The 26,622-nt window shown below is 43.3% G+C and carries 26 protein-coding genes; 23 read left to right on the forward strand and 3 right to left on the reverse strand.

Annotated features, from left to right (window positions below):
* The 12 genes from PMI05_RS27440 to PMI05_RS27490 form a co-directional block, all read left to right on the forward strand.
* A partial coding sequence (locus tag PMI05_RS27440; RefSeq protein WP_007729019.1) for a DUF3471 domain-containing protein occupies positions 1-380 on the forward strand: 380 nt, incomplete at its 5' end.
* A gap of 47 nt (positions 381-427) precedes the next feature.
* Positions 428-1,366, forward strand: a complete 939-nt coding sequence (gene nikB / locus PMI05_RS27445; RefSeq protein ID WP_007729021.1) for a nickel ABC transporter permease — start codon at positions 428-430, stop codon at positions 1,364-1,366.
* Between the two features lies 1 nt (position 1,367).
* Entirely contained in the window at positions 1,368-2,261 is an 894-nt protein-coding gene (locus PMI05_RS27450; RefSeq protein WP_007729023.1) for an ABC transporter permease, read from the forward strand.
* Positions 2,262-2,298: 37 nt separating this feature from the next.
* Positions 2,299-3,294: an ABC transporter ATP-binding protein gene (locus PMI05_RS27455; protein WP_007729025.1), complete on the forward strand. Its 996-nt coding sequence runs from the start codon at positions 2,299-2,301 to the stop codon at positions 3,292-3,294.
* The gene (locus PMI05_RS27460) at positions 3,291-4,274 is read left to right on the forward strand and encodes an ABC transporter ATP-binding protein (RefSeq protein ID WP_007729034.1); all 984 of its coding nucleotides are present in this window, start codon (positions 3,291-3,293) and stop codon (positions 4,272-4,274) included. The genes PMI05_RS27455 and PMI05_RS27460 overlap by 4 nt, the downstream gene beginning before the upstream one ends.
* Before the next feature lie 89 nt (positions 4,275-4,363).
* A complete protein-coding gene (gene dapF / locus PMI05_RS27465) occupies positions 4,364-5,206 on the forward strand; it encodes a diaminopimelate epimerase (RefSeq protein ID WP_007729037.1) in 843 nt (280 codons plus the stop codon).
* A gap of 241 nt (positions 5,207-5,447) precedes the next feature.
* The gene (locus PMI05_RS27470; RefSeq protein ID WP_007729039.1) at positions 5,448-6,014 is read left to right on the forward strand and encodes a dihydrofolate reductase family protein; all 567 of its coding nucleotides are present in this window, start codon (positions 5,448-5,450) and stop codon (positions 6,012-6,014) included.
* Positions 6,015-6,213: 199 nt separating this feature from the next.
* Positions 6,214-6,699, forward strand: coding sequence for an SRPBCC family protein (locus PMI05_RS27475; RefSeq protein ID WP_007729042.1), 486 nt, complete (start codon positions 6,214-6,216; stop codon positions 6,697-6,699).
* A 30-nt stretch (positions 6,700-6,729) separates the two neighbouring features.
* On the forward strand, positions 6,730-6,858 hold the full coding sequence (locus PMI05_RS31700; RefSeq protein ID WP_255344525.1) for a hypothetical protein: 129 nt from the start codon (positions 6,730-6,732) through the stop codon (positions 6,856-6,858).
* A 14-nt stretch (positions 6,859-6,872) separates the two neighbouring features.
* Complete coding sequence (locus PMI05_RS27480) at positions 6,873-7,187, forward strand: helix-turn-helix transcriptional regulator (RefSeq protein WP_007729044.1); 315 nt, start codon at positions 6,873-6,875, stop codon at positions 7,185-7,187.
* A gap of 278 nt (positions 7,188-7,465) precedes the next feature.
* Positions 7,466-8,698 (forward strand): peptidase T, encoded by a 1,233-nt coding sequence (pepT, locus tag PMI05_RS27485; RefSeq protein WP_007729046.1) that lies wholly within the window; start codon positions 7,466-7,468, stop codon positions 8,696-8,698.
* A gap of 40 nt (positions 8,699-8,738) precedes the next feature.
* The gene (locus PMI05_RS27490; RefSeq protein WP_007729047.1) at positions 8,739-9,797 is read left to right on the forward strand and encodes an FAD-binding oxidoreductase; all 1,059 of its coding nucleotides are present in this window, start codon (positions 8,739-8,741) and stop codon (positions 9,795-9,797) included.
* Between the two features lie 133 nt (positions 9,798-9,930).
* On the opposite strand, the gene PMI05_RS27495 is transcribed toward PMI05_RS27490, so the two are convergent.
* From PMI05_RS27495 to PMI05_RS31525, 3 genes are read right to left on the reverse strand one after another with little or no spacing between them, the layout of a single operon-like run.
* Positions 9,931-10,551: a GNAT family N-acetyltransferase gene (locus PMI05_RS27495; protein WP_007729048.1), complete on the reverse strand. Its 621-nt coding sequence runs from the start codon at positions 10,549-10,551 to the stop codon at positions 9,931-9,933.
* Positions 10,548-11,174, reverse strand: coding sequence for a transcriptional regulator (locus tag PMI05_RS27500; protein ID WP_238543368.1), 627 nt, complete (start codon positions 11,172-11,174; stop codon positions 10,548-10,550). The genes PMI05_RS27495 and PMI05_RS27500 overlap by 4 nt, the downstream gene beginning before the upstream one ends.
* A gap of 24 nt (positions 11,175-11,198) precedes the next feature.
* A complete protein-coding gene (locus PMI05_RS31525) occupies positions 11,199-11,339 on the reverse strand; it encodes a MerR family DNA-binding transcriptional regulator (protein ID WP_007729051.1) in 141 nt (46 codons plus the stop codon).
* A 203-nt stretch (positions 11,340-11,542) separates the two neighbouring features.
* Here PMI05_RS31525 and PMI05_RS27505 point away from each other — a divergent pair, with 203 nt between their 5' ends.
* The 11 genes from PMI05_RS27505 to PMI05_RS27550 all read left to right on the forward strand — a co-directional run bounded on the left by PMI05_RS27505 (position 11,543) and on the right by PMI05_RS27550 (position 26,616).
* Positions 11,543-12,139 carry a bifunctional 2-polyprenyl-6-hydroxyphenol methylase/3-demethylubiquinol 3-O-methyltransferase UbiG gene (locus PMI05_RS27505; RefSeq protein ID WP_007729053.1) on the forward strand — a complete coding sequence of 199 codons (597 nt, stop codon included), beginning with the start codon at positions 11,543-11,545 and terminating at the stop codon, positions 12,137-12,139.
* Between the two features lie 185 nt (positions 12,140-12,324).
* A complete protein-coding gene (locus PMI05_RS27510) occupies positions 12,325-13,338 on the forward strand; it encodes a S9 family peptidase (protein ID WP_007729055.1) in 1,014 nt (337 codons plus the stop codon).
* Between the two features lie 79 nt (positions 13,339-13,417).
* Positions 13,418-14,170 carry a GNAT family N-acetyltransferase gene (locus PMI05_RS27515; protein WP_007729057.1) on the forward strand — a complete coding sequence of 251 codons (753 nt, stop codon included), beginning with the start codon at positions 13,418-13,420 and terminating at the stop codon, positions 14,168-14,170.
* A gap of 581 nt (positions 14,171-14,751) precedes the next feature.
* Positions 14,752-16,935, forward strand: coding sequence for a catalase/peroxidase HPI (gene katG, locus PMI05_RS27520; RefSeq protein ID WP_007729059.1), 2,184 nt, complete (start codon positions 14,752-14,754; stop codon positions 16,933-16,935).
* Positions 16,936-17,235: 300 nt separating this feature from the next.
* Positions 17,236-18,021, forward strand: coding sequence for a hypothetical protein (locus PMI05_RS27525; protein ID WP_007729061.1), 786 nt, complete (start codon positions 17,236-17,238; stop codon positions 18,019-18,021).
* Positions 18,022-18,107: 86 nt separating this feature from the next.
* Entirely contained in the window at positions 18,108-18,893 is a 786-nt protein-coding gene (locus PMI05_RS27530; protein WP_007729063.1) for a hypothetical protein, read from the forward strand.
* A gap of 87 nt (positions 18,894-18,980) precedes the next feature.
* Positions 18,981-19,634, forward strand: coding sequence for a response regulator transcription factor (locus PMI05_RS27535; RefSeq protein WP_007729065.1), 654 nt, complete (start codon positions 18,981-18,983; stop codon positions 19,632-19,634).
* Positions 19,635-21,071 (forward strand): cell wall metabolism sensor histidine kinase WalK, encoded by a 1,437-nt coding sequence (locus PMI05_RS27540; RefSeq protein WP_007729067.1) that lies wholly within the window; start codon positions 19,635-19,637, stop codon positions 21,069-21,071. It begins immediately after the preceding gene.
* Positions 21,072-21,338: 267 nt separating this feature from the next.
* Positions 21,339-21,470 carry an FDLD family class I lanthipeptide gene (locus tag PMI05_RS30830; protein ID WP_007729069.1) on the forward strand — a complete coding sequence of 44 codons (132 nt, stop codon included), beginning with the start codon at positions 21,339-21,341 and terminating at the stop codon, positions 21,468-21,470.
* Between the two features lie 84 nt (positions 21,471-21,554).
* Complete coding sequence (locus PMI05_RS27545; RefSeq protein WP_007729072.1) at positions 21,555-24,761, forward strand: lantibiotic dehydratase; 3,207 nt, start codon at positions 21,555-21,557, stop codon at positions 24,759-24,761.
* Positions 24,742-26,616 carry an ABC transporter ATP-binding protein gene (locus PMI05_RS27550; RefSeq protein ID WP_039961524.1) on the forward strand — a complete coding sequence of 625 codons (1,875 nt, stop codon included), beginning with the start codon at positions 24,742-24,744 and terminating at the stop codon, positions 26,614-26,616. The genes PMI05_RS27545 and PMI05_RS27550 overlap by 20 nt, the downstream gene beginning before the upstream one ends.
* The last annotated feature ends 6 nt before the right edge of the window (positions 26,617-26,622 follow it).

Here is a 26,622-nt window from a genome sequence, read left to right on the forward strand (position 1 = left end):
TGGCTGCCGTGGCGCTCACCAATCTCAGCGGTTCGCCGGCTGCCGCATTAGCACATGGGACGTTTCACTGCATCGAGAATCGTCCTGCGAAATCAACGCATGTCATGTATAAGGAATATGACCTCCTGACAGATCGTCTGCATGAATATGCGGGCGAGTACGGCTCTATGGAAGGAATTCATCTTCAGGTAAGCGTGGATGCAGGCACGCTGATCGTAACGGTCGATCATTCGGACTCATTCTCTTTAAAAGCTATCGACGAAGACGTTTTTCTCGCAAACGTTGAAGGATCGGATCAAACCGTACGCTTTATACGAGACGGAAGTCAAACGGTCATTCGCATGATGGGCTCCTATCGCCAAATTCCCAAGCGAGTGTAGCTTGTAAGCAATGAATACGCATTCTGGAAGAGAGGAGTGAACGAATCATGAAGCAGTATTTGTTGAATCGGATGCTATCAGGAGTGATTGTCCTCCTCGGCATTTCCATCTTTTCGTTTGCGCTCGTTCATTTTATTCCTGGAGATCCGGTACGGATCATGTTAGGGGAAAAGGCTACAAAAGCACAAGTGGAACAGTTACGTGAACAAATGGGGCTAAATCAGCCCCTTCCTCATCAGTACCTGACCTACATGGAAAACGTCATCCAAGGGGATTTCGGGACTTCCTTACAAACAGAAAGACCTGTCATCGTGGAAATTATGGAGCGGTTTCCGGCAACGGCCAAGCTAGCCTTCGCTGGGATTGGCATCGCGGTCGTGATTGGCTTAACGATGGGAATTATCGCTGCGAAATACAAGAATAAACTCTTGGATTTTATGCTGATGGCGGTAGCTTCGATCGGATTATCGCTGCCGAGCTTCTGGCTGGGGTTAATCGTAATCATGTTATTTTCCGTACAATTAGGCTGGTTTCCAATCGCGGGCGGTACGGGATGGAAGGATCTTGTTTTGCCTGCTTGTACCTTGGGCGTTTTGTCTTCCGCGATGATCAGTCGACTGACGCGTTCAGGTATGGTCGAAGTGCTTTCCCATGATTACATTCGAACGGCAAGGGCCAAGGGATTGAGGGAGTCGATCATCCTATTCCGACACGCCTTGTGCAATGTCATGATTCCTGTTGTTACGGTGGTAGGATTGCAAATCGCGACTCTGCTGGGCGGGGCGGTTATCATCGAACAAGTGTTCAACTGGCCTGGAATCGGCACATTGGCGATCCGTGCGATTTCAGCCCGTGATTTTCCGATGATTCAGGGAATTGTGCTGCTTATGGGCTTCGTCTATGTCGTGGTAAATATGATGGTCGACTTCCTCTATGGTTTGATTGATCCGCGTGTCGACCTCATTACGGAAAAGGAGGGGCGGTAACTTGAATGAGGTGAGCAAAACCGTCGCACATGGGGCAACGCATGCCAAATCCCCGATTTTTCCCAAGCTTGCCTTTTGGGGAAAAATCAAGAAACAGCGAGCAGCAAAACTAAGCTTGGTGGTGCTTTTACTCATTTCTGCGATCGGAATCGTCGGGCCTTGGATCGCTCCTTATGACCCTACTGAAAGTAATTACAAAGCCTTTTTGCAAGGCCCGTCTACCAAGCATATTCTCGGAACGGATGCGATCGGTCGCGATTTGTTTTCCCGTATTTTATACGGAACGCGCGTTACGCTTGTGGTTGCTGTCATGGCGGTCGGCATCACAGTATCGGCAGGAACGATGATTGGTGTCATCAGTGCGTATGTGGGAGGATTTATTGATCACCTACTCATGCGGATTATGGATATTTTGCTCGCCTTGCCGGGGATCATTTTGGCCTTGGCCATTGTCGCGGCGCTTGGACCGAGTCAAACCAATGCGATGATCGCAATCGGCATTTCTTCGATTCCCAGTTTTGCGCGTCTGATCAGGGCAGCGACGCTCGTGATCATGTCGTCTGGATATGTGGAAGCCAGCAGATCGATCGGGACGCCGAGTTGGTGGATCATTCTTTTCCAGGTTCTCCCCAATATTACGAATGTATTGTTCGTTTACATGACACTGTTCGTCGGGGGAGCGATTCTCGATACGGCTGCATTGGGCTTTATCGGCTTGGGCGCGCAGCCGCCGACTCCCGAATGGGGGACCATGTTGAATGAAGGAAAAGATTATTTGTCCGATGCCTGGTGGCTTGCGACATACCCGGGATTGGCCATCACCATTGTCGTGTTGGCAGTAAACCGGCTGGGTGATGCCTTACGTGATATTTTTGATCCTCGTACGCAAAAGTAAAAAGGGCAATAAGAGGATTGGAGAGGGGATTCCATTTATGGACAATGTGTTGGAAGTGACAGGGCTGACAACCCGGTTCTCGAAAGAGTCGGGTACGATTACGGTTGTTGACCAGCTTGATTTACATGTGAAAAAAGGGGAGACGCTGGGAATTGTCGGAGAGTCGGGGTGCGGCAAGAGCGCCACTTCGCTCTCGCTCATGCGACTGTTGGACAATAATGCTACTTTGACTGGAAGCATTCGATTCAACGGGAAAGAAGTGCTTGCGCTGAGTGAAGCCGAGATGCGCAGACTCAGAGGCAAGGAAATGGCGATGATTTTTCAGGAACCGATGCATTCGTTAAATCCGGTGTTGACGATCGGCCGACAAATCAGTGAGGTACTGCACGAGCATGAGGGTGAAAGCAAAGCGGCGGTAATGCAACGGGTACTGGATTTGCTTGCCGTGGTGGGCATCTCCCGAGCGGAAGAGATTTACAGGGATTACCCGCACCGTTTGTCAGGAGGAATGAGGCAGCGGGTGATGATTGCCATGGCGATTGCATGCAATCCGTCATTACTGATCGCTGATGAACCGACGACCGCATTGGATGTGACCATTCAAGCGCAAATCTTGAATCTGATCAAAAAAATCAGAAGGGATATCGGCATGTCAGTGATCATGATTACGCATGATTTAGGGGTGGTCGCTGAAGTGTGCGACCGCGTCATGGTGATGTATGCAGGACAAGCGATTGAAACAGCGGACGTACGGTCGTTACTGCGCAATCCGAAGCACCCGTACACCGTAGGTTTGCTCCAATCGACACCAAGGAAACGAGAAAAGAGGCTTCACAGCATAAAAGGCAGTGTGCCGACACCGGAAAACAAACCCAATGGGTGCCGGTTTGCCCCGCGATGCGATAGAGTGATGGCAATATGTTGGGAGCGGAATCCTGTGCTCCGTCCAGTGGATCAGCATTCTTCTTGTCGATGCTGGTTATATACTCAAGACAAGGATCATGAACAAGAAAGCTCGGTGGTAGGTGGATGACGACTCCCATCCTGGAGGTAAAAGGGCTGCGCAAGCTATTTTGCATGAAAAAAGGGTGGTTTCAACAACCGCATTATGTTCATGCCCTAAACGGGATTGATCTGAGCGTCTATGAAGGAGAAACGCTGGGGATTGTCGGGGAGTCAGGCTGCGGAAAGTCTACATTGGGAAAATGTATTCTGCGTTTGCTGGAGCCGGTCCAAGGCGAAATTCGTTTTCAAGGGAACGAAATAGGAAAAATGAACAAAAAAGAAATGCGTGCAGTAAGGCGAAATATGCAAATGGTATTTCAAAATCCATTTGAAACATTGAACCCGAAACTAACGATCGGGCACATCTTGACGGAGCCGCTGATTTCGCACGGTATTCCCCGAGAGCAGAGACAAGCGCTACTGGAAGAAACGATTGAGATTGTCGGCATGAGTAAGCAGCATCTATCTCACTATCCTCACGAATTTTCCGGAGGGCAAAGACAACGAATTGGCATCGCCCGCGCCCTGATTCTTCGGCCAAAGCTGATTATCGCAGATGAGCCTGTCTCCGCACTGGATGTGTCGATTCAATCGCAAATCCTTAATTTGCTGCAGGATTTGCAAGAACAATTTTCCTTAACCTATGTCTTCATTTCGCATGATTTGAGCGTAGTTGAGCACATTGCCGATAAAGTGGCGGTCATGTATTTAGGTGAAATCATCGAGTATGCTGAGAAAGAGAAGCTGTTTGAACGACCGCTGCATCCCTATACACAAGCATTGCTTTCAGCCAAACCCATTACCGATCCTGATGATACGCGAGAGCGAATTGTGTTGTCGGGAGATCTCCCGTCTCCGTCTAATCCGCCGGAGGGATGTAAATTCCATCCGCGCTGCCGTTGCAGCATGGAAATATGCAAAGTCGAGTTGCCAAAGCTGAGTGAAATAGAAGGGCAATCGGTCGCTTGTCATCTTTATCAATCATTTGCCACAATCGATCATTCGTAAAGCAAGGTGACTGCTCCCCAGTCCATCCTGTGGAACAGTCGCTTGGATGAAAATAAGGAACTGATCAACGGATAAAAAGGGGGAGCGAAATGTTTGATCTTGGGATCCCGTTTAAAAAAATGAATGGCTGCGGCAACGACTTTATTGTAGTAGACAATCGCGATGGTCTGTTGAACGAGTTTGCGCTTTCAGCCTTTGTCCAAAATGTATGCAGGCGAGGCACTTCAATCGGTGCGGATGGGTTCATGCTGCTGGAGAACTCCAACATCGCCGATTTTAAGATGAGGTATTTTAACGCAGATGGCAGTGAAGGAGAAATGTGCGGCAACGGTGCAAGGTGCATGTCGCGCTTTGCTTACCACATCGGAGCAGCCAAGAAGAAGATGAGTTTCGAAACGATGGCCGGCATCTATCAGGCAGAACTCAATCAGAACGGCGTGAATGTCAAGTTCCCCGACGTTCAATTGCAAGCACTGAAGCTGAATCAACCATATGAGTGGGACGGACCGAGCGGTGTCTACCACTACGGTGTTGTCGGAGTTCCCCACACGGTCTGGTTTGTCGAAAATGTTTTCGCGATAGCGGACGACCAGCTCAGAGAATGGGGACGAATGGTCAGAAATGATCAGCGGCAGTTTCCCAATGGTACTAATGTAAATTTTGTGGAACTGATTGATAGGCAAACGCTTAGCATCAGAACCTATGAGCGCGGAGTAGAGGCAGAGACCTACGCGTGCGGTTCCGGATCGACTGCTGCAGCAATCATTGCCGGTATTTTAGGACATGTAGACACCTCTGTGAACCTGCTTACTCGAGGGGGACCACTTAAAATCTCTTACCATCTCACAGATTATGCTGCCGAATCTGTTTACTTGGAAGGCAACTCAAAGCTGGTAGCAGAAGGACATTTGTTGCCCGATGCATGGACATGAGTGTGCCACACAATATCATCCATGCGGTACCGTCGATCACGGGAAGCTACTTGAAGTAATCCATCAAATCCACTTTCGTTGCATGGAGCACGATAATGAAATAGCCTTACGTCATAAAACAGCTCACTTAATGGTATCTATCGCCAAATAAGTGAGCTGTTTTTACACTACGAATATGACACAAGATGACATATTTAAAAGTCTATAATGGGAGGGAGATCAACGAAAGGAGTAACCAATCATGGAACGAAAAATCATTTTAGATTTAGCCGTTACTTTAGATGGTTTTATTGAAGGGAAAAATGGGGAAGTTGATTGGTGCATAATGGACGATGAAATGGGGTTTGTTCATTTCTTACATCAAATCGACACTATTCTTTATGGAAGAAAAAGTTATGATTTATCGGGACAATTTACGCCAGAAATGGAACATACGGATACGGAAAAAGAGATTTGGGGATTGGTTCATCGTAAAGAAAAATATGTGTTTTCCAAGACACAAAAAGGGACTGATCATAAAGCAATATTCATCAACGATAATATTCTTGAAGTAGTCAATCTATTAAAGAACAAGCCTGGCAAAGACATCTGGCTATATGGTGGAGCCAGTCTTATTACAACTTTTATCAATTTAGAGCTTGTCGATGAATTTCGATTATCTGTTCACCCTGTTATTTTAGGAGAAGGAAAACCGTTGTTTATAGATATAAAACAGAGGTTGAATTTGAGTTTGGTGAATACAAAAACGTTCTCCTCTGGCGTTGTGCAACTCATCTATCATTTGAATGGGAAATCATATACTGGATAGAAATTTCAATCAAAACAGCGGTGAGTCTAAGACTGTATTTTCAGGTCTTGAGTCGCCGCTGTTTTATTTTTCAGAGTCAGTCAAAAGCCAATTTTTATGAGGCTGGAGATTCATTATCCATTTCATTTCTTTACAGTTATATAACCAAGTGGTAATATAATAACCAATAAAAGTAAATTTGAATACTCGGAGGGATTGTATGGACGGAAAGATTATACAGATGGATGGACGCCGTGTCGTTAGCTTCGAGCGTTATTTGAACCATCCGGTAGAAAAAGTATGGAGAGCGATCACGAGCTCAGAGCAAATTGCCAAATGGCTAACTGTGCAGGCTGAGTTGGATTTGAATGTGGACGGCAAACTTGCATTTCGGTGGGAGAATGGAGATCTCGTACATGGCCATTTCACCAAAGTCGATCCCCCGTACGAGTTGGAGTACACATGGCTAGAGCAAACATCGGGACACTCCATAGTGCGATGGAGTCTAAAGGAAGAAGGGGAAGGGAGCCTTCTACATCTCACACACACATTTAACGGACCCGCTATTGTTACAGATTTTTTGGCGGGCTGGCATGTGCATCTTGATGTACTGGATATCGTCCTTCATGAACAGTTTCGTCAGTTTCCTTGGGAACGCGCAAAGGAAATACGCGAGAAATATGCTTCTAATTCTAACTTAAGTTGAAAGAGCTGCGCTGTTGGTTGGGGTGAAGCATTGACTTTACTGGAATATTACTTGGAGCATGGGCTTACTTATGGCGTTGTCCCACGGCATGATTTGGAGATACCGATGACAGAGCAGTACGCAAAACGAACGGACAACTTCACGAAATTACAACAATAAAAGCAGGGATTACAATGAAAACCATGAATATATTTGAAGTTTTGGCTGAGCCGCACAGACGGACTATGCTTGATTTACTGCTTATTCGCGAGCGTTCGGTTGGGGAGCTTGTAGACAAGTGCCAATTAAGTCAACCGGGTGTTTCCAAACATCTGAGAATCATGCGGGAAGCTGGTTTGGTTACGATGCGATCGGTTGCGCAAAAAAGCATCTATTCGATACGGCCGGAACCTCTCCAAGAAGTCGATCAATGGCTGGAGTCATATCGTCACTTCTGGTCGAGCAAGCTGGATGAGCTTGAGACATTTCTTGACCACGCGGAAGAATAAATAAGCGGTGACAGTTTGAAACCTTGAATAGCCCACTCCTCCTGTTACGGAGAGCATAGTGGGCTATTTGTGCAGTCCGTCCGTTTGATCTGGAAGCATGAAGACAACTGGCTCTATAACATGTTGCTAGGTCTGGTCTGATACCGTGGACAACCGAGTTCAACCGTTCAATATGGCGTACGGATTGAAGAATAGACGGGGATCGTGGTAGAATTTGTCACGAGATTGTCTCTTACTTGAATAGGTTTGACTAATTGTACTGGAGTTGAGATAAGACCATGAAAACGGAAATCATGAATAGATTCATCTCTTACGCACAAGTTGATACTCAATCCGATGAGAACAGCGAAACTTGCCCCTCTACACCAGGGCAGCTAGTGCTTGCCCAAATGCTCGTAGACGAGCTGAAAGCCATAGGTATGCAGGAAGTTACGATGGATTCGAACGGTTATGTAATGGCGACCCTACCGTCCAATACAGACAAAGAAATTCCAACAATCGGTTTTCTTGCTCATATGGATACGGCCACCGATTTTACCGGCGCTGGCGTGAAGCCGCAAGTCATTGAAAATTATAACGGACAAGACATTGTTTTGAATGAAGCACTGAATATTGTCCTTTCGCCGCGCGAGTTTTCAGAGCTGGCTGACTACAAAGGCCACACCTTAATCACGACAGATGGTACCACTTTACTTGGCGCTGATGATAAAGCCGGTATTGCCGAAATCATGACCGCTATGGCTTATCTGATTCGCCATCCAGAACTGAAGCACGGGAAAGTGAGGGTAGCTTTCACCCCGGATGAAGAAATCGGCAGAGGTCCAGACAAGTTTGATGTGTCCACCTTCGACGCATTATATGCCTATACGATGGATGGTGGCCCTCTTGGCGGGATCGAGTACGAGAGCTTTAATGCTGCATCAGCCATCATTACCTGTAAAGGGAAGAATGTTCACCCAGGCTCGGCCAAAGGTAAAATGGTCAACGCTGCTAAAATAGCCATGGAGCTTCATGGAAGGCTGCCAGCTAATGAAACTCCTGAGGAGACGGAAGGCTACGAAGGCTTCTATCATCTGTCTTCCATTCAAGGTGATGTCGAACAAACTCAGCTTCGTTATTTGATCCGGGATCACGATCGTAATCGGTTTCAGGAGAGGAAGTCCGAATTAGCTCGTATCGTAGAAGAATTACAGAAAAAATACGGAGAGAAGCGAATTGAGCTCGAAATCAAAGACGAATACTTCAACATGCGGGAAAAGATTGAGCCTGTAATGAAAGTAGTGGACATTGCTACACAAGCACTAGAAAACCTCGGAATCGTGCCGAATATTCAACCGATTCGCGGTGGCACGGATGGCTCCCAGCTATCTTACATGGGGTTGCCAACACCGAATATTTTCACGGGCGGGGAAAACTACCACGGGCGGTTCGAGTATGTTTCGGTTGACAACATGATGCACGCAGTAAACACCATCATTGAAATCGTTAAGTTGTATGAGCAAAGAGCTTGATGGCGAGGTAGCCTTATGATGTTGTCAGGAGGGAGCGACCATGATGAAAAATCAAAAAATTGTAGTGGTTGGTGCTGGTATTGTTGGTGCATCCATGACCTATTATTTATCAAAACAGAATCAGAATGTCACTTTACTAGAGACGAATTCAACTGCTGCATGTGAAGTCACTAATAAGTCTTTCGCTTGGATTAATCCGTCGGGCCGGGTATTAGAAAATTTTCGACATTTGTATGATGCATCGATAGCCGAATATCATGAATTAGAAAAAGAGATACCTGATCTAGATATAAAATGGGATGGAGCACTGACTTGGGAAGTCCCTACAGACAATGAGGAGTCTCGTAAACAACCATTAAAACGGCAGCAAATCATAGAATTAGAACCAAATCTAAAGGAATACCCCGAGGAAGCTTATTATGCGAACGAAGAAGGCGCACTAGATCCCATTTTGACTACAAAACTTTTAGTGCAAAAAGCAGAAGAAAATGGAGCGAACATTCTGTTTGATACAAAAGTGATGCAAATAATCACAGTGGGTTCTAAGGTAGTTGGGGTAAACACATCCAATGGTTTTATAGAATCAGATGTGATTGTATTAGCAACTGGCACAGCTATACCCGAACTCTGTAAGCCATTAGGCTTTGATGTTCCTGTCGCTCCTTCGCCTTCTATACTGATCCGAATGAAATCGAAAGAAAAGCTGATCCACACCTTAGTTTCAAATTCTAAGTTTGAAGCGAGACAACTAACCGATGATACGTTACTAGCAGCGGAAGATTATATCGATGAGTCTGACCAAAATGGACCAGAGGCAGTTGGAAAGCGGGCGTTTGAAATTTTACAGCACAATTTAAAAGGAGGAGAGAAGTTGGAGCTAGAAAGCATCAAGGTAGGCTTGCGCCCCATGCCTGAAGACGGTTACCCTATTGTTGGATTTCATGACAAAATAAAGGGTCTTTATCTGACCGTTATGCATTCAGCTGTTACACTAGCTCCCATCTTTAGCCGCTTAGCTGCGAATGAGATAATAAACAACGTACAAATGAAAGAATTGGAGAGCTGCCGACTAATCAGATTTTCACGTGAAAGAAATTAATGGAAAGACACCTTTCGTTCAGAGATTACCTTCGCCAACAGCCAGATATATGTAAGAAATACGGAGAATGAAAGAGTAAGCTAGCGAGCAAAGGGCGGATGTCGAGTAGAGACGATTCGCCCTTTGTCATGAGTTATTTCAATCTCTTCACCATGTAACTCCATTTTTTCTCTTTGAATAGAATATGTGATAGAAGGCTGCTTTCTCGCAATTGCGTATGGAACGATAATCGCTGGTAAAGCTGCTCTGCCCGGGGGTTTTTGCCTGCAACGTACAAACTTAACTTGTCTAGGCTAGGCTGTGTTTGTGCGAAATTCTGCGCCCACTGCAATAGCAGGTTTCCAATTCCTTTGCCTTGATGATCCGGATGGACAACAACATCTGTAATATAACATTCTCCAGCCTCTGGTTTATGGTCTAAGAAAGATAACCCGATGAACATTTTCAGGAGATTCCATTTTCCAAAACGATGGAAGTTCTTCCATGCAGGAAATGTTTGCATGCTAGTAGATTCGGTCTTCCACTTGATGGATATCGTCCCGATAACTTCTCCCTCTTGTAGCGCAACCATTCGTTGACTCGCTGGATCTGAAGGAACATGATCAAATAACTTTTCGAAAAAGAGGGCGAGATCGCCCTCATCGAGCTTCGTAAGGGTTTGGAATTTCCCACGAAACCCGTGAACAAGAAGCTGACCAATCTGTTGATTGAACATAGAATGCATAGGTTCTATCGTAATTGGTGATACAGTCATGATCGGTTTCCCCTTTCGGAATGGGTAGTCGGTTCGATCATAGCTTGTAGTTCATAATGCAGCTGGCTTTGACTAAATAGGGATAAGTAAGATCTTTCAATGAGGATCAAAGGTCCCTGTATAACATGAGACTGGGCTACGGCATAGGAGTAAAACTGTTCAATCACTTGTTCCAGCTGATCCTCTTCATTGACCAGCCTCTGGGTAGACAGATAGTTGCCGCTAGGTATTGAAAAATCGCCAGGCGCTTCTGTTTCCGTGTATAACGTAAGGGTACTGGAACCATCCTCGATAAAATGAATGTCCGATTCGAACAAGTTCGGGACAGATTTGGCCTGTTCCGCCAACAGTTTGGCGTTTAGCGTCATTTGTGAACTTATTTCCATCCACCGTGCCAAATAAGTGGTTTCGCGCCACTTTATTTGGTAGGAATTCGTGTGAGATTGAAAATTCTTTTGTTCATGCAAAACCTTTGTTATGAATTGCTGAAGCTCTTGAAGGCGAAGCAACTCTTTATTTATTTCTCTCAAAGAACGATTGAGTAGCTGTCCGTATTGATCATAAGAATAGGAAGTCATGCATTCATTAATCGACTGGACAGGCACTCCCAATTTGCGAAGCAACAGAATATGGGCTAGCTGATAAACTTAATCCATGCTATACATTCGATAATGATTGTTATCTAAGTAAGCAGGTAGAAGAACCCCTTTCTCTTCAAAATAACGAATCTGATGGACAGACACATTCATAAGCTTAGCTAATTCGCTAATGGTGATTTCAGTCTTCATAAACGTTACTCCCTTTGGATGTGGTAGATTATCTTTACCATACACCTTAGGTCAAACCTAAGGTCAAGAGGTACGTTCAAAGATAGACTCTTTTGTTTTGTAGATGCTATCGATACAACGCGATATTGACACATCCATGTCTTTGGAGACATTGTAGATATAATAAATCTACAATGGATTTTAATGACAGGAGGCCAGTGAGTATGGGGAATATTTGGAATGAGCGGTTTCATTCGGAAGAATATTATTATGGGGAAGAACCTAACGTCTTTATTCAACAACAAGCATTTCGGTTAGAACAAAGTCAAAAAGTGATCGCGTTTGCAGAGGGTGAAGGCAGGAATGCAGTTTTTTTAGCAAAAAGAAATCATGAAGTGACAGCCATTGACTATGCGGAGAGCGGATTGCAAAAAACGAAAAAACTGGCTCGGAAGCATTCCGTTGACGTACAAACCCAAAAAATTGACCTCTTGGAAGAGGATGTGCCGAGCGAAGAATATGATGCCGCGATTATGGTATATGGACATTTTCATAAAAATGCTCAGACGATGGTTCTGAATAAAATGATTAAGGCAATAAAGCCTAAAGGGATTATGATGCTTGAGGTATTCTCGGAGGAACAATTAAAGTATGGTACGGGCGGCCCTCAAGACCTTGAAATGTTATATGATCCAAAAGAAATTCTTGCTTGGTGCAAAGGTCATGAAGTGATCCATTTCTTCTATGGCGAACAAGAGCGTGTGGCAGGAAAGGCGCACACCGGATTAGCCCATGTCATTCAACTTGTAGTAAGAAAATGATGGGGATCTGCCCCAATTGACAGCCTTCACAATAAGTGGCAGTTTAGGTCTTTATTTTCTCATCCGTACTGCCTCTGCTGAAGTGAAAAATGTACGGTTACTCCTCACAACTTGACCTTAGGTCTGACTTAAGGTGTATGGTTGGAGATATTCACTTTGAAATCTTTTCAAGAGGAGAAGTATAGATGAAAAAGAAAATAATGATTTCCATGATGATCATCGTCCTGCTATTTGGCGGTGCAGGACTATACATATTGGAGCAAAACAGCTTTGATATGGTGGAGCAAGCCGTTGAAATCCAGACATCTGAAGGTAAATTGACTGGTACGTTCGTATTGCCAAAAAACTACACGAACAAATTGGGCTTAGTCTTGTTTATACATGGTGATGGACCTATTGATGCGACGCATGATGATGGCTATAAGCCGCTATGGGAGCGGTTAGCATCACTTGGTTACGCCTCCCTGTCCCTTAATAAGAGAGGAATGAACGGTTCCGAAGGCAATTGGTTACATCAGAGTATAGATGACCGCGTGGAAGAAGCGCGTCAGGCTATTGCTTGGGCAAAAGAGCAGCCGATGATTGACGAGAAACAGATTGGGGTTTGGGGAGCAAGCCAGGCAGGATGGGTCATTCCAAAGCTCGCCAAGAAGGAACCGCTCTCATTCAGCCTTCTTCTATCGCCCGCCATTAATTGGGTAAGTCAAGGGCAATACCATACACGCAAAAAAATGATGATAGACGGGTACTCGGAAGCGGAAATTCAAGACAAAGAGGCGTATGACTTGCAAGCACTCACCCTTTTGGAAAAACAGGCCTCCTATGAGGAGTATGTAAAAACCGCTCGCGAAAATAATTTGATGTCAAAAGAAAGATGGACATTTGTGAGCAAAAATTTCTTGTCAGATGCCACTGATGACCTTCGAAATTTCAATTCGCCTGTGCTTCTGATTCTGGGGGAAGAAGATATACATGTCGATGTGAAGGATACAGAAAGGGTATATCGCGATATCGTAAAACCTGAGCTGCTGTCCGTATCGGTCTTCCCTGACGCTGATCACTCGATGTTAAGCAAGCAAACAGCTAATTCAAATATACAGGCAGTACTTATTAGTCTCTTCGCTCCCAGACAAATTACGATACCGGGTTATATGGATGCGATCGAGCAATTTCTAAAGAAACTTCCGAAGCATACATAATGGCGGTAGAACTGTTCGATGAGTCTAAACAATGAAGGTGATGCATTCCAATTGCAAGTCACTAGAGGAAGTGAACATAATGACAAATCCAGTAAGAAGTGCGCCTGTATTTTCACAAACGATCACTGACTTTTGGCGGGAGCAATTTTTGAACGGTGACGTCCTCTATAGTGATGAATCTTTTACTGTTGCTATAAACCCTGCACTTGACGAAGATAGTCGGGTCATGGTGTTGGAAACCTCCGACGGTCGTGTGATGGCGGTCTTGACGCCTGAGCTGGCTGATCAGATAGGCCTCTCTCCAAAACAATCCTTGTCTGAGTCGATCTTACGCCAGAAATTGAATGAAGCGGGGGTCACGCTGCATGGCGCAGACTATCTTTTTTATTTTTCTAAAACAGATAAGAACGTATTGCTGCAAGAAAACCTCGAAGGTGACTTACGGCGGTTAACCGTGCAAGATGAGACGGTTTTCTCCGAGTTCGCATCCTCCGCCTCGGAACAAGATTTAGATGACGCTTATGTGGAATTGGATCATTGGGCGGTGTTCGGTTCTTTTGAGCAAAATCGCTTAGTCAGCGCTACCAGTATGTATCCATGGGAGGAGGATGCGCAAATTGCGGATCTCGGCGTACTAACGCTGACATCCTTTAGAGGAAAAGGCCACGCCCGCAAAGTGGTGCGTTCCATCTGCAAATACGCCTATGGTCAGGGATATGAACCGCAGTATCGATGCCAACTGGATAACCATACGTCTACCGCTTTGGCGAAAGCAGTAGGTTTCACGCTGTTTGGAAAGTGGGAAGTGATTTCTCCCGACTGCATGGAATGAGAGTCCCATGTCGTGTCTCATATGATGGGAGAGACATTCCAAGGAGGGGGCTTTCGCTGTATATGATAAGGAAGGCGAATACCCTCTCAACTATTCCATCGTGAGCGGCAACAACAAAATAACTCTGCCGAAGAGCGGAACAATCGTATTTGCCGGTGCACCAGGCTCGGAATTTCAAATAACAATCAATTAAGCCAGTTACGCACAAAAGCCCACACATTCCGTTACAGGGAGAATAGTGGGCTTTTTGTGATGGATCGAATGAAAGTTCAAATTCCTTTTTCGATTCCGAACAATGAAGCTTGACCGCAAGCTGGAACCGTAAGGAAAAGAGGCTAACGAGCTGGTGACAAGATCATAATCAACACGGTCCATGCATACGTTAGAATCAGCAATTCGGAAATGAAAGAGTTCATATATTGTATCGTGTTTTTACGATTCCCTTAAGAAGATCATTAACTACTCATAAATCCTTACGATGAAAAGAGTAAAAAGATGTTGATTTCTCTTGTTAACTGCTATATAAATTAATTAGAAGTATTATTATTTAATACTTAATTTAAATGACGGGAGAGGGACAAATGGACTCTATGGCAACTGCTAACACTGGAAAGTGCCCGTTTTCGCACGGTAGCACTACGAACCACAACCCAAGTGCTACATCGAACAAACACTGGTGGCCCAACCAGTTGAACTTGAACATTCTGCATCAGCATGACAGAAAATCTAACCCTATGGGCGAAGAGTTTAATTATGCAGAAGAGTTCGAAAAGTTGGACTACCAGGCTCTCAAGCAAGATCTTTATGATCTAATGACAAACAGCCAAGATTGGTGGCCTGCCGACTACGGACATTATGGGCCATTATTTATCCGTATGGCTTGGCACTCCGCTGGTACATATCGTACAGGAGACGGCCGTGGCGGTGCTGGAACCGGCACACAGCGTTTTGCTCCACTTAACAGCTGGCCAGACAATGCCAACCTTGATAAAGCTCGACGCCTTCTATGGCCGATCAAGCAAAAATATGGCAACAAGATCTCTTGGGCAGACTTGTACATTCTAGCAGGTAATGCTGCTATTGAATCCATGGGCGGCAAGACAATCGGTTTTGGAGGCGGACGCGCGGACGTTTGGCATCCAGAAGAAGATATTTACTGGGGTGCTGAAAAGGAATGGCTAGGCGATAAGCGTTACACCGGCGATCGTGAGCTCGAGAATCCGCTTGCTGCTGTTCAAATGGGTCTGATTTATGTGAACCCCGAAGGTCCGAACGGGAATCCAGATCCGCTTGCCAGTGCTCGCGACATTCGTGAAACCTTCAAACGCATGGGAATGAATGATGAAGAAACGGTTGCACTCGTGGCAGGTGGTCATACATTTGGGAAGGCTCACGGGGCAGGAGATGCTGCTCTTGTAGGCCCAGAAGCGGAAGCTGCACCTTTGGAAGCAATGGGCTTAGGATGGCAGAGCACACACGGTTCCGGTAAAGGTCGCGACACCATCAGCAGCGGTATTGAAGGTGCCTGGACTGCGAATCCAACACAATGGGATAATGGTTTTTTTGAACTACTGTTCGGTTATGAATGGGAGCTGACTAAGAGCCCTGCAGGTGCACACCAGTGGATTGCAGTAAATCCTGCTGATGAGCATCTTGCACCAGATGCAGAAGATGCATCCGTTCGTGTTCCAACGATGATGACCACAGCGGATATGGCATTGCGTATGGATCCAGCATACGAAAAGATTTCTCGTCGTTACTATGAGAATCCAGAGGAGTTTGCAGATGCATTTGCAAGTGCATGGTTCAAACTTACACACCGCGACATGGGGCCTCGCTCAAGATATTTAGGCCCAGAAGTTCCAGAAGAAGATTTTATCTGGCAAGATCCTATACCCGCTACTGAATATGAACTAACAAATGCAGATGTAGCAGAACTGAAAACACGGATCTTAGACTCTGGCCTTACCGTCAGCGAGCTGGTAACAACGGCTTGGGCTTCCGCATGTACCTTCCGTGGCTCGGATATGCGTGGTGGCGCCAATGGTGCTCGCATCCGTCTTGCTCCACAGAAGGAGTGGGAAGTGAATGAGCCGAAAAAACTTGAAAAGGTGCTCACGATCCTCGGAGTCATTCAAGAGGACTTTGGTAAAAAAGTCAGCATGGCCGATTTGATTGTACTCGGCGGTAGTGCCGCAGTAGAAAAAGCTGCACAAGATGCTGGCTTTGATGTAACGGTTCCTTTTGTCCCTGGACGTGGCGATGCAACCCACGAGCAAACCGATGCAGAGAGCTTTGACGTACTCGAGCCAATCGCTGATGGTTTCCGGAACTACCAGAAGAAGCAGTATCGTGTCAGTCCAGCTGAGCTCCTGATAGACAAGGCACAGCTACTAAACCTTACTGCTCCAGAAATGACTGCACTCGTTGGCGGTATGCGTGTTATCGGTACAAACCACGGTGGCACACAACACGGTGTATTCACGGATCGCGTAGGGACACTCACGAACGACTTCTTCGTTAACTTGCTAGACATGGGCGTACAGTGGAAGCCCGTAGACGGCGGCGTATTTGAAGGACGTGATGGCAAAAACGGTGAAGTCTTGCGTACAGCGACTGCTGTTGACCTCGTGTTCGGTTCAAACTCCGTTCTTCGTGCCATTGCAGAAGTTTATGCGCAAGACGATAACAAAGAAAAGTTTGTCCATGACTTCATTGCTGCATGGGTGAAAGTAATGAATGCAGATCGTTTCGATCTTAAATAAGCATAATCTGAAAATGAAAAGCAAAGAACAGTATTTGTTGTTGGATACTGTTCTTTGCTTTTCTTTTCTATAGTAATATTAGAAATTGAATCGGTTACGATGTTCTACTCTCATTCATTGGTAGGAATGCGAAACCCGCTCATGAAAAACCATCTGAAGCAAGCCGCCAGGTGGTTTTTATAGAATTTACAACTTGGAGACAACTGAAAGATACTTTTAACATATGAACGATATATTCTATGAACTGTAACAAGGGTTTCGTGCCCAAACCAAAAACAAAAAATTTCAGGAGGCATTACCATGAACAAAAAAAATATTCTCGTTTTGTCAATGGCACTAACAATTGTAGGCGGTGCTACAGCAGCGGTATTTGCAAGCGATAACGCGATTCATTCTACTAAAAACAAAGTCGTAACGTTGGCAAGCAAAGAAGGAAGTGGCACAACTCAAACCACTACAAATGATGTAGTCAAAGTAGCAAATGGAAAGATTAGTGATGAAGAAGCGGTAATAATGGCAACCAAAGCTCTAAAAGACTATATGGGGCTTGACGCGAAATCTTTTGGTGAGGCGCGTGTAAATCGAACCAACAACCAAGAAAACTTTAAGTTCTTTATGGATTTATATTCAAAAGAAGATGCAGCTGTATTACAAGAAAACGCCAAAAAAGATACGGCAAATGTTATCGTGGTACAGTTTGTTCGTGCTGAAGACTTAAACCAGACAATGGCCGCTTCTAATCGCATTGTCATAAATGAAGCAACAGGGGAAATTGTTTCTTTAACTGCTTTCACTGATGAAAATCGAAGCTCGGAGACTACAATCGATGATGCGAAAGTTAAATCTGCGGTTATCAGCTTTTTTGATCAACAACAGAAAAATGTTAAAGAAAATACGCTGAAGGTTAGTAAGAGTGCTAGTTCCGGAACCGTACGTGTTCTTTGCAACCTGGAAGATGGAAGAGATGTAGATATGACAATTAGTCTGAAGAATTATACAGTATCTAGTTATGAGATTAATTATGACAGACTACTCCCTCTACCTTCCGAAGAAAAAGATTACCGTGAGAATTTCAGAGAACTGTAAGTAAATGAAGATATTGTAGGACGGATGAATAAGTGCCCGAAATGGTACTTACTCCATCTTATCCAAAAATTCCAGGAGGCATTACCATGAACAAAAAAAATATTCTCGTTTTTTCAATGGCTCTATCAATTGTAGGTGGTTCTACAGCAGCTGTATTTGCAAGCGAAAACGCGGTTCCTTCTACTAAAAACAACGTCGTAACAATGGCAAGCAAAGCAGGAAATGGCACAAATCAAACCACTGTAGCCAAAGTAGCAAATGGAAAGATTAGTGATGCAGAAGCCGTAAAAATGGCAACCAAAGCTCTAAAAGACTATAGGGGTCTTGACGCGAAATCTTTTGGTGAGGCGCATGTAAAGCGAACGAACGCGCAAGAAGACTTTAAGTTCCTTATGGGTTTAGTTTCAAAAGAAGATGCAGCTGTATTAAAAGAAAATGCCAAAAAAGATACGGCAAATGTTATCGTGGTACAGTTTGTTCGTGCAGAAGACTTAAACCAGCCAATGGGTGCTTCTAATAACATTGTCATAAATGAAAAAACAGGTGAAATTGTTTCGTTAGCTGCTTTCACTGATGAAGATCGAAGCTCAGAGACAACAATCAATGATGCGAAAGTTAAATCTGCGGTTATCAACTTTTTTGGGAAACAACAGAAAAAAGTTAAGGAAAATACGATGAAGGTAAGTAAGAGTGCTAGTTCCGGAACCATACGTGTTCTTTGCAACCTGGAAGATGGAAGGGATGTAAAAATGACAATTAGTCTGAAGAATTATTCAGTATCTAGTTACGAGATTAATTATGATAGACTAATCACTCTACCTTCCGAAGCAAAAGACTACCGTGAGAATTTCAGAGGACTGAAAGTGAATTAAAAATTGTAGGACTGATTAGATGGAGTAAGTGCCCGAAATGGTACTTACTCCATCTAACCGTTACAAAAGGAACGAGGTAAAAACGGAATGATAAAAATTTTAGTGGTTGAAGATGATATCGCAGTAGCAAATTTAATAAAATTGAATTTAAATACGGCAAATTATGAGAGTACAGTCGTTTTTGATGGAGAGGAAGCCCTAAATGTGATTGAAAGAGATCGTTTTGATCTCATACTTTTGGATGTGATGCTTCCGAAAATTGATGGATTTACTTTATTCGAGAAAATTAAACCTTTAGGGATACCTGTCATTTTTTTAACTGCGAAAAGTTCTGTCACAGATAAGGTGTATGGATTAAAAGCGGGAGTAGATGACTATATAACGAAACCGTTTGAAGGAATTGAATTGCTGGCCAGGATTGAAAATGTATTAAGGCATTACAATAAAAAAAGCAACATCATAAATTTTAAAGACACAGAAGTATACTTGGAAGAAATGAAGGTGAAAAAGAACGGTGAAATGATTGAGCTTACCTTGAAGGAGTTCGAATTATTGGTGTTTTTAGTGCAAAATAAAAACATCGTATTAACGAGGGAAAAAATCATAGAAAAAATTTGGGGATATGACTACGTTGGCGAGACTCGGACGATTGACAACCATATACAAAAGCTAAGAAAAAAGCTGGGATGGAAAGATGAAATAAAAACAGTATTTAAATTGGGATATAGGCTGGAGGAATAAATGAAATTTTGGCAGAGGATATTTTTATGTACATTAATCATATTCGAAATCTTTTTTGTACCAGCATCCATTTACCTGATTAATAGCAGCTTTGAACTCAATCTCAATATGGAGATCCGTTCCGGGATAAGTGAACAGGATCGATTTGCTAACTCTTTAGAATCAAATCTATATCTACTTAAAGTTCAAAAATCTTCAACTCCAGATGCAGAAGGAGTTGGCAAACCAAACATAGATTCCATGATTCGTACGTACTTGGACAACCTCGGAGAACAGGATGTGTATTTAGATGTCATAGATGAAAATAACAAGGTTATTTTTAGTCATTTTAAAAATAACGAGATAACTCTTACGAATCGAGAAGAATTAAACATCCCATCCGATAAAGTAAATTACATCATACGGGATCTAGGGGAAAAGACGTACTTATTTATAGCGAAGAATATTTATTTGGAAAATAATCACTATAAGCTTTCTTACGTGAAAGATATTTCGAGTGTTTATGAAAATAGAGAAGACTTATTAAGCCTTTTAATAAAGTTAAATGCTCTTATTTCAGCAATTTTGGTCATTGTTACCATCATTATGAGTATGTTTATCGTAAAACCGATTAATAAACTGATCCAGTCAACAAGAATAATTGCAGGCGGGAATTTCAGCGAAAGAGTCATGGTCAAATCGAAAGATGAAATCGGGTTGTTAGCGGAAAATTTCAATTTGATGGCCGCTGATGTAGAAGATAAAGTAAACCAGCTTAAAAGATCTTCAGAAGACAAGCAAAGGTTTATCGATAACCTGGTACATGAACTTCGGACTCCTTTAACTTCGATCATAGGCTATGCGGATTATTTACGAACGAATAAATATGATGAAGAGACTTATATCAACTCATTAAGCTTTATCTATGAAGAAGGAAAGCGGCTAGAGAAACTGACATTTAAGCTGATGGAGCTCATTGTTTTGCGAGAAGAAGATTTTGAGTTAAAAAAGGGAAAACTTGACGAGCTTTTAGTGGAAATCAAACATTCCTTTATTCCAAAGCTGAACATAAAAAATATGGATCTGGAAATATCGACGGAGCATCTGAGTGTTTTAATGGATAAGGATTTGATGAAAATTTTGCTTGCAAACCTGATAGACAATGCGATTAAAGCATCGAAGAACAACGATAAAATACTTCTACGTTCATACAGAGATACGGAGTCGAAAATTATTCTTGAAGTGAAAGATACAGGGATCGGTATTCCTGATGACGACATAACAAAAGTCTTTGAGCCATTCTTTATGTCCGACAAATCGAGATCGAGAGCCAATGGAGGAGGACTCGGGCTCGGGCTTTCATTATGTAAGGAGATTGCTAACATTCATGACGCTGAAATAAGAATAGAAAGTAAGCTCGGTGAAGGTACAATTATCCAATTGGTTTTTCATTGTTAACAACAGGGAGCGAGTGTAAATTCTAGAGACAACTTCTTTGTTACGAGAAACTAGCCATTTTTCATTGGAGTTTTTTCAATGAGAGATGGTTTTTTCTGTTTAAAAAAACGTTGTGGATAAAAATGTAAAAAAATTATATGAATTATTAAAAATATCCTTTACTGGAAATTATTTCTATTCTATTATTTATTTGTGATCGTAACCAAGCACTAACAGACGCGCGTGAAGTTCTGGCTACGAACAAAAAAATTAGAGGAGGAACAAAAAATGCAAAAAGATCTGTTCGATTTGGATGTTCAAGTAAAAGAGGTAAATCAAGTACAATCAGATTCAGTAGTGAGCGACATCATTTGCACCACATTCTGCTCAGTAACTTGGTGCCAAAGCAACTGCTGCTAATTTAGTTTGACGCTGGAGGAGCATCGCGATAAGCGATGTTCTTCCTTTATAGTCTCACTACTTGCATGGGAAAGAGGGGTATGAATGGCTAAGCAAATAATAGAGAGGGAGCTGACTACTCGCTACCATGAGAACACAAAGGAGGGAAACCTATATACCTCAGCAGACTTTTTTATGCTGCGGGTACCTCTGTTTCCAATCGAGGTCTTCTATGAATCAAATAAATCCAGTGATTATCTAGCTGCTATTAAGAAATATGCAAAGGACGAAAAGATACGAGAAGCTATTCTCCTTTCTAGTCCATCTCTGTACGAAGCATTGCCGAATCTAGAAGGAGATCCTACTTCTCGAAAAACCAAGCAGGCTCTTTCTAGTTTTGTTCGTTTTTTGTTAAGGATGTGTACCCGTGCCACTCCATATGGCTTATTCGCTGGTGTTGCTCTGGGCTCATTTGCTGACAGGACAAACGTCTCCTTGAAAGACTCACACTTTCACCAAAAACGTACACGTCCAGACATGGAATGGCTTCTTGCAATCATTCAGAGAGTAGAGCAAAGACTTGATGTAGTAAAACAGTTGAAAGTACAACGAAATCACGCTTCGGTGCAGGTCGGCGGGCGAATGGAGCTTACGTTTGCCACTGAATACGGACAAATGAAACGTTTAGATGGTAAACAAAAAGAAAGAATTTCAATCCGTTCTACAGAAGTTGTGCACGCTGTGTTTGATCTGGCAAAACATCCGATCCCATTTGAACAATTAATTAGTAGATTGATGGAAAAGTACCCTGAGGCGGGGGAACAAAAAGTAACCGGACTGCTGTGGCAATTATTCTCTCAAGAATTCTTAATTAGCGAATTACGTCCACCACTCACAGTAGCCACTCCATTTGATTATGTGATGGAGCGCCTTGCGTTACTTGATGGTGTACAGGATATATATTCGGAATTAGTTGCGATTCAAGCAAGAATGAAACAGTACGATGGACTTCCTATTGGGACAGGAATACAAGACTTTCAAGAATTAATTACGCGGATGAAGGCCATTGAAGCAAGCATGATGCCAGTACAAGTAGACCTCCATGTAGGTACTAACAAAGTATCTTTACACAACGGTATAGGCGAAGAAGTAGCGAAAGCGGTGGAATGTCTGTGGCGACTGTCTTTACCACAGCGAGGAGCGTCTCATCTAAGAAGCTACCATAAGGACTTTTTGGAGAAATACGGAACGTCAAGAGAAGTCCCTGTTTTGGAGCTTCTTAGTGATGAGGTTGGTTTAGGAGCACCGGCAGGATATATGTTTCCACAAAGCAGTAGAAGAGAGCCAGTATCGCCTCTCAAGTATTCTGATAAGCGTGAAGCTAGTTTGATGAGAAAAGTAGTTCATGCGATTGCAACAAAAACAAAAGAGATAGAAATTACGAATGATCTTCTCGATCAGCTAGAAACAGAGCCAGTAGATACGAAATACGCTCCAGATTCCTTGGAATTGTACGTGGAAGTAATCGCACCCTCACAGGAAGCAATCGATCAAGGAGACTATCTGCTAGAGGTGGCACCAATGCCTGGTTCCGCTAAGGTGGGTCAATCGTTTGGAAGATTCCTCGATATACTCGGATCAGAAGCGATAGAGAAACATGAACAGATTCATAATCAAATACAGGAACAGTATGAAGATGTGATTTTTGTTGAGGCCAATTATCTTTCAACCGTTGGACGACATGCCAATATCGTTCTCCATCCATCTCTCAGCCAATATGAATTGACCATTGGCACGAATTGTTCAGAGATGGCACAGCATGCCCTTCAACTGGAGGATATTGTGGTAGGTGCCACAATAGAGCATTTCTATCTGAAATCTCGTACACATGGAAAGAAATTAATAATTTCAGCGGATAATATGCTTAATTTCAAGAATGCCCCAAATATTTATCGTTTCTTGCGAGAAGTCTCTATGGAAAATGTACGTCTTTGGAACCCATTCTCTTGGGGAAATATGGATGCATCACCGTATTTGCCACGTGTTCGCTATGGAAAAACCATCTTGTCGCCTGCTATATGGAAGGTGATACCCGAATCTCTGGGGCTGAAGGCAGATCCGAAAGAAGACAAGATCTGGAATGAGGCTTTTGCTGCATGGAGAATGGAGTGGGATCTACCACGATATGTGTACATGGCTTTCGGTGACAATCGTATTTTGTTAGATTTGGATAATCCTTATCATGTAGAAGAGTTGCGTACAGAATTGTTTAAGTCAAAAAACATTCAACTCCGTGAAAAAATCGGGGGTACAAAAGAATATTGGGTCACTGGACCAAAAGGTCATTTTTCCATGGAATGTGTGGTTCCATTGCTGAGGAGACCACCTATAGAGAAGAAAAAAATTATCACCTCCTATAGAAATGAAAATGTTCTATCTAAGGAGCAATACATAAAACTCCCTGGAAGTGATTGGCTGTTTTTAAAACTGTATGGGGGCCACCAGAGACAGGATGAATTTATCGTTGATCAGATCCATGCATTTGCGGATTCCATGGTTAAAAAAGGAGTAGCAGATGAATGGTTTTTCATGCGATATATAGACCCTGATCATCATATTCGCCTCCGTTTTCACGGTAAGCCTGAGAAGCTTATGAAGGAGATTTTTCCAGAACTTTACCCTTGGATTCAAGAATGTCAGCGAGAAGGATTTATTCAAAGAATGGTAATTGATACGTATGATCGCGAAGTAGAAAGATACGGTGGACCATCAATCATGGCTGATGCGGAGCGAGTATTTGCTAAAGATAGCCAGACGACTGCGAATCTTTTGAGATTGTTGCGGTTGCATCAAACGAATCTACCTGACTATGTTTTGGCAACGATTAGTATCATTGACATAATGACTAGATTCGGACTTAGTTTTGAACAGCAACTGGCTTGGATGGAAATGCGTGTGAAAAAGGATGCCCAGAGAGAAGAGTTTCGAAAATGGCGGAAACCATTGCTTATGCTCGCTGATCCGCGGAACAATTGGCAAGGATTGCGTAGTCATCCGAGTGGGGAAGCCATTCGTGAAGCGATGGCCTTGAGAGTGGATGTATTGCAGGATTTCGGAAGGCTTGTAGCAGAGGGTGAACAAAACCATTCGCTGTGGAGTTCCCCATCGATGATCATGGGTAGCTTGATCCATTTGCATTGCAATCGCTTATTTGGAGTAAGGCGAGAGATGGAAGATAAAGCGATGGCCTTTGTACGCCATACTTTACACAGCCAGCTTCACTGGAGGGAGAATGCTGGTGACTCCAATTAAGGCAAACAGCAATCGATTAGAAACGATTCGAAACGTATTTGCTTCCTTCTCTCATTGGCCAAGTGTTTTTCGTTTACTGTATCAAACAAATCCTCGCTACTTTGTGATTGTTATGATATTGACGATTATAAGTAGCCTGATACCTGTAGGAGTGATTATTGCCACGCAATCATTAATTAATGCGGCAGTAGCCATCTCAGCGGGTGGGGGAATCGTTCCGCTTTTCATCGCGTTTGGTCTTTTCGCGTTCCTAGCCGTGATCCGCGATACTCTCAAACATATTGACCTGGTCTACAAAACGTTGTATCAAGAACTGTTAGCCAATCATGTAAACCTTTTGATTATGAAAAAAGCTACGCGACTTCCTTATTCCAGTTTTGAAGATGCAGGAATTTACGACCAGCTTCAACGGGCAAAGCAAGATTCCACGTTTCGCCCTTATCAGTTATTTCAACAGGTGATAAGTATTATTAGTAATGTGATTGTGCTACTATCTGTTTCCGCTATGCTGATCACTTGGAAGTGGTGGCTAGCACTTATATTGCTCTTGCTACCTATCTGTTCTACTTTCTCTTTTATTCGATTAGGACAAGAGGAATTCATGATTGACCACAACCGCGCTTCTGATCGTCGTAAGCAATATTACCTGATGCATTTATTGACCAGCGATACATCAGTAAAAGAGCTAAAAACCTTTCAGCTAGGCCCATTTCTGGTCGATAGATATCGTAAATATTACGAGCGATTTTTTCAGCAGGACAAAGCAATGGTGATAAAAAGGACAAAGGTGGCGCTTGGGTTTCAGGCCCTGTCACTCCTTGCTGTCGTATCGATGCAGTCGTATGTAGTATGGGAAACGATGTTAGGAACGATTGCAGTTGGCAGCTTAATTGCTTTTATCCAAGCGATATCTTACACCCAAACAACCTCCACAGATCTTATGCAAACGATTTTCAACATGTATCAAAACAATCTGTACATTAGTCAGTTATTTACATTTTTAGCTGTGCCAGATGAGAAAAAATTAGCAATTGCCGAAAGCGATCCTTGTGAGAAGAATGCGTCTGGTTTAGAGTTTCGCAATGTCTCGTTCAAATATCAAGGTGTCGATGCTTACGCGCTACGTAATGTAAGTTTCGCCATTCGTCCAGGAGAAACGATGGCGTTAGTAGGAGAGAATGGTTCGGGAAAATCGACAATCGTAAAATTAATTACGCAATTGTATCAACCAACAGAGGGAGAAATTTTGTTTAATGGTAAGCCGATTTACCATTATGAGGAGAACGAATGGCGCCAAAAAATAAGCGCCTTGTTCCAAGATTTTATTAAATATGAGATGTCAGTCAACGAAAACATTGGCTTTGGTAACTATCTAAAAGCTGATGATGAAGCAGCCATTATCGAGGCAAGCAAACAGGCTGGAGCAGATGAGATGATTAAACGTTTTCCGCAACAATTCCATACACAGCTTGGCAAATGGTTTGCGGAGGGGTATCAGATTTCGGGGGGGCAGTGGCAGCGTATTGCCATCTCCCGCGCTTACATGCGCGATGCGGATTTATACATACTTGACGAGCCGACAGCAGCTCTAGACCCTCAAGCAGAGCAAGAAGTATTCACTCGGTTCCGTGAATTGCCCCAGAATAAGATGGGATTATTTATTTCCCATCGATTTTCAACTGTTCGATATGCCAATCAGATTCTTGTCCTAAAACAAGGAGAGATCATTGAAGCGGGGACGCATAAGGACCTACTAGCAGTAGACGGCGTTTATGCATCTCTTTTTCATATGCAGGCTTCTTTTTATCTGGAAGAAACGGACGAATCGACAAGACAGATGGTCGGACAAATGTAAAAGAGA

Source organism: Brevibacillus sp. BC25 (assembly GCF_000282075.1).
Classification (GTDB): Bacteria; Bacillota; Bacilli; order Brevibacillales; family Brevibacillaceae; genus Brevibacillus.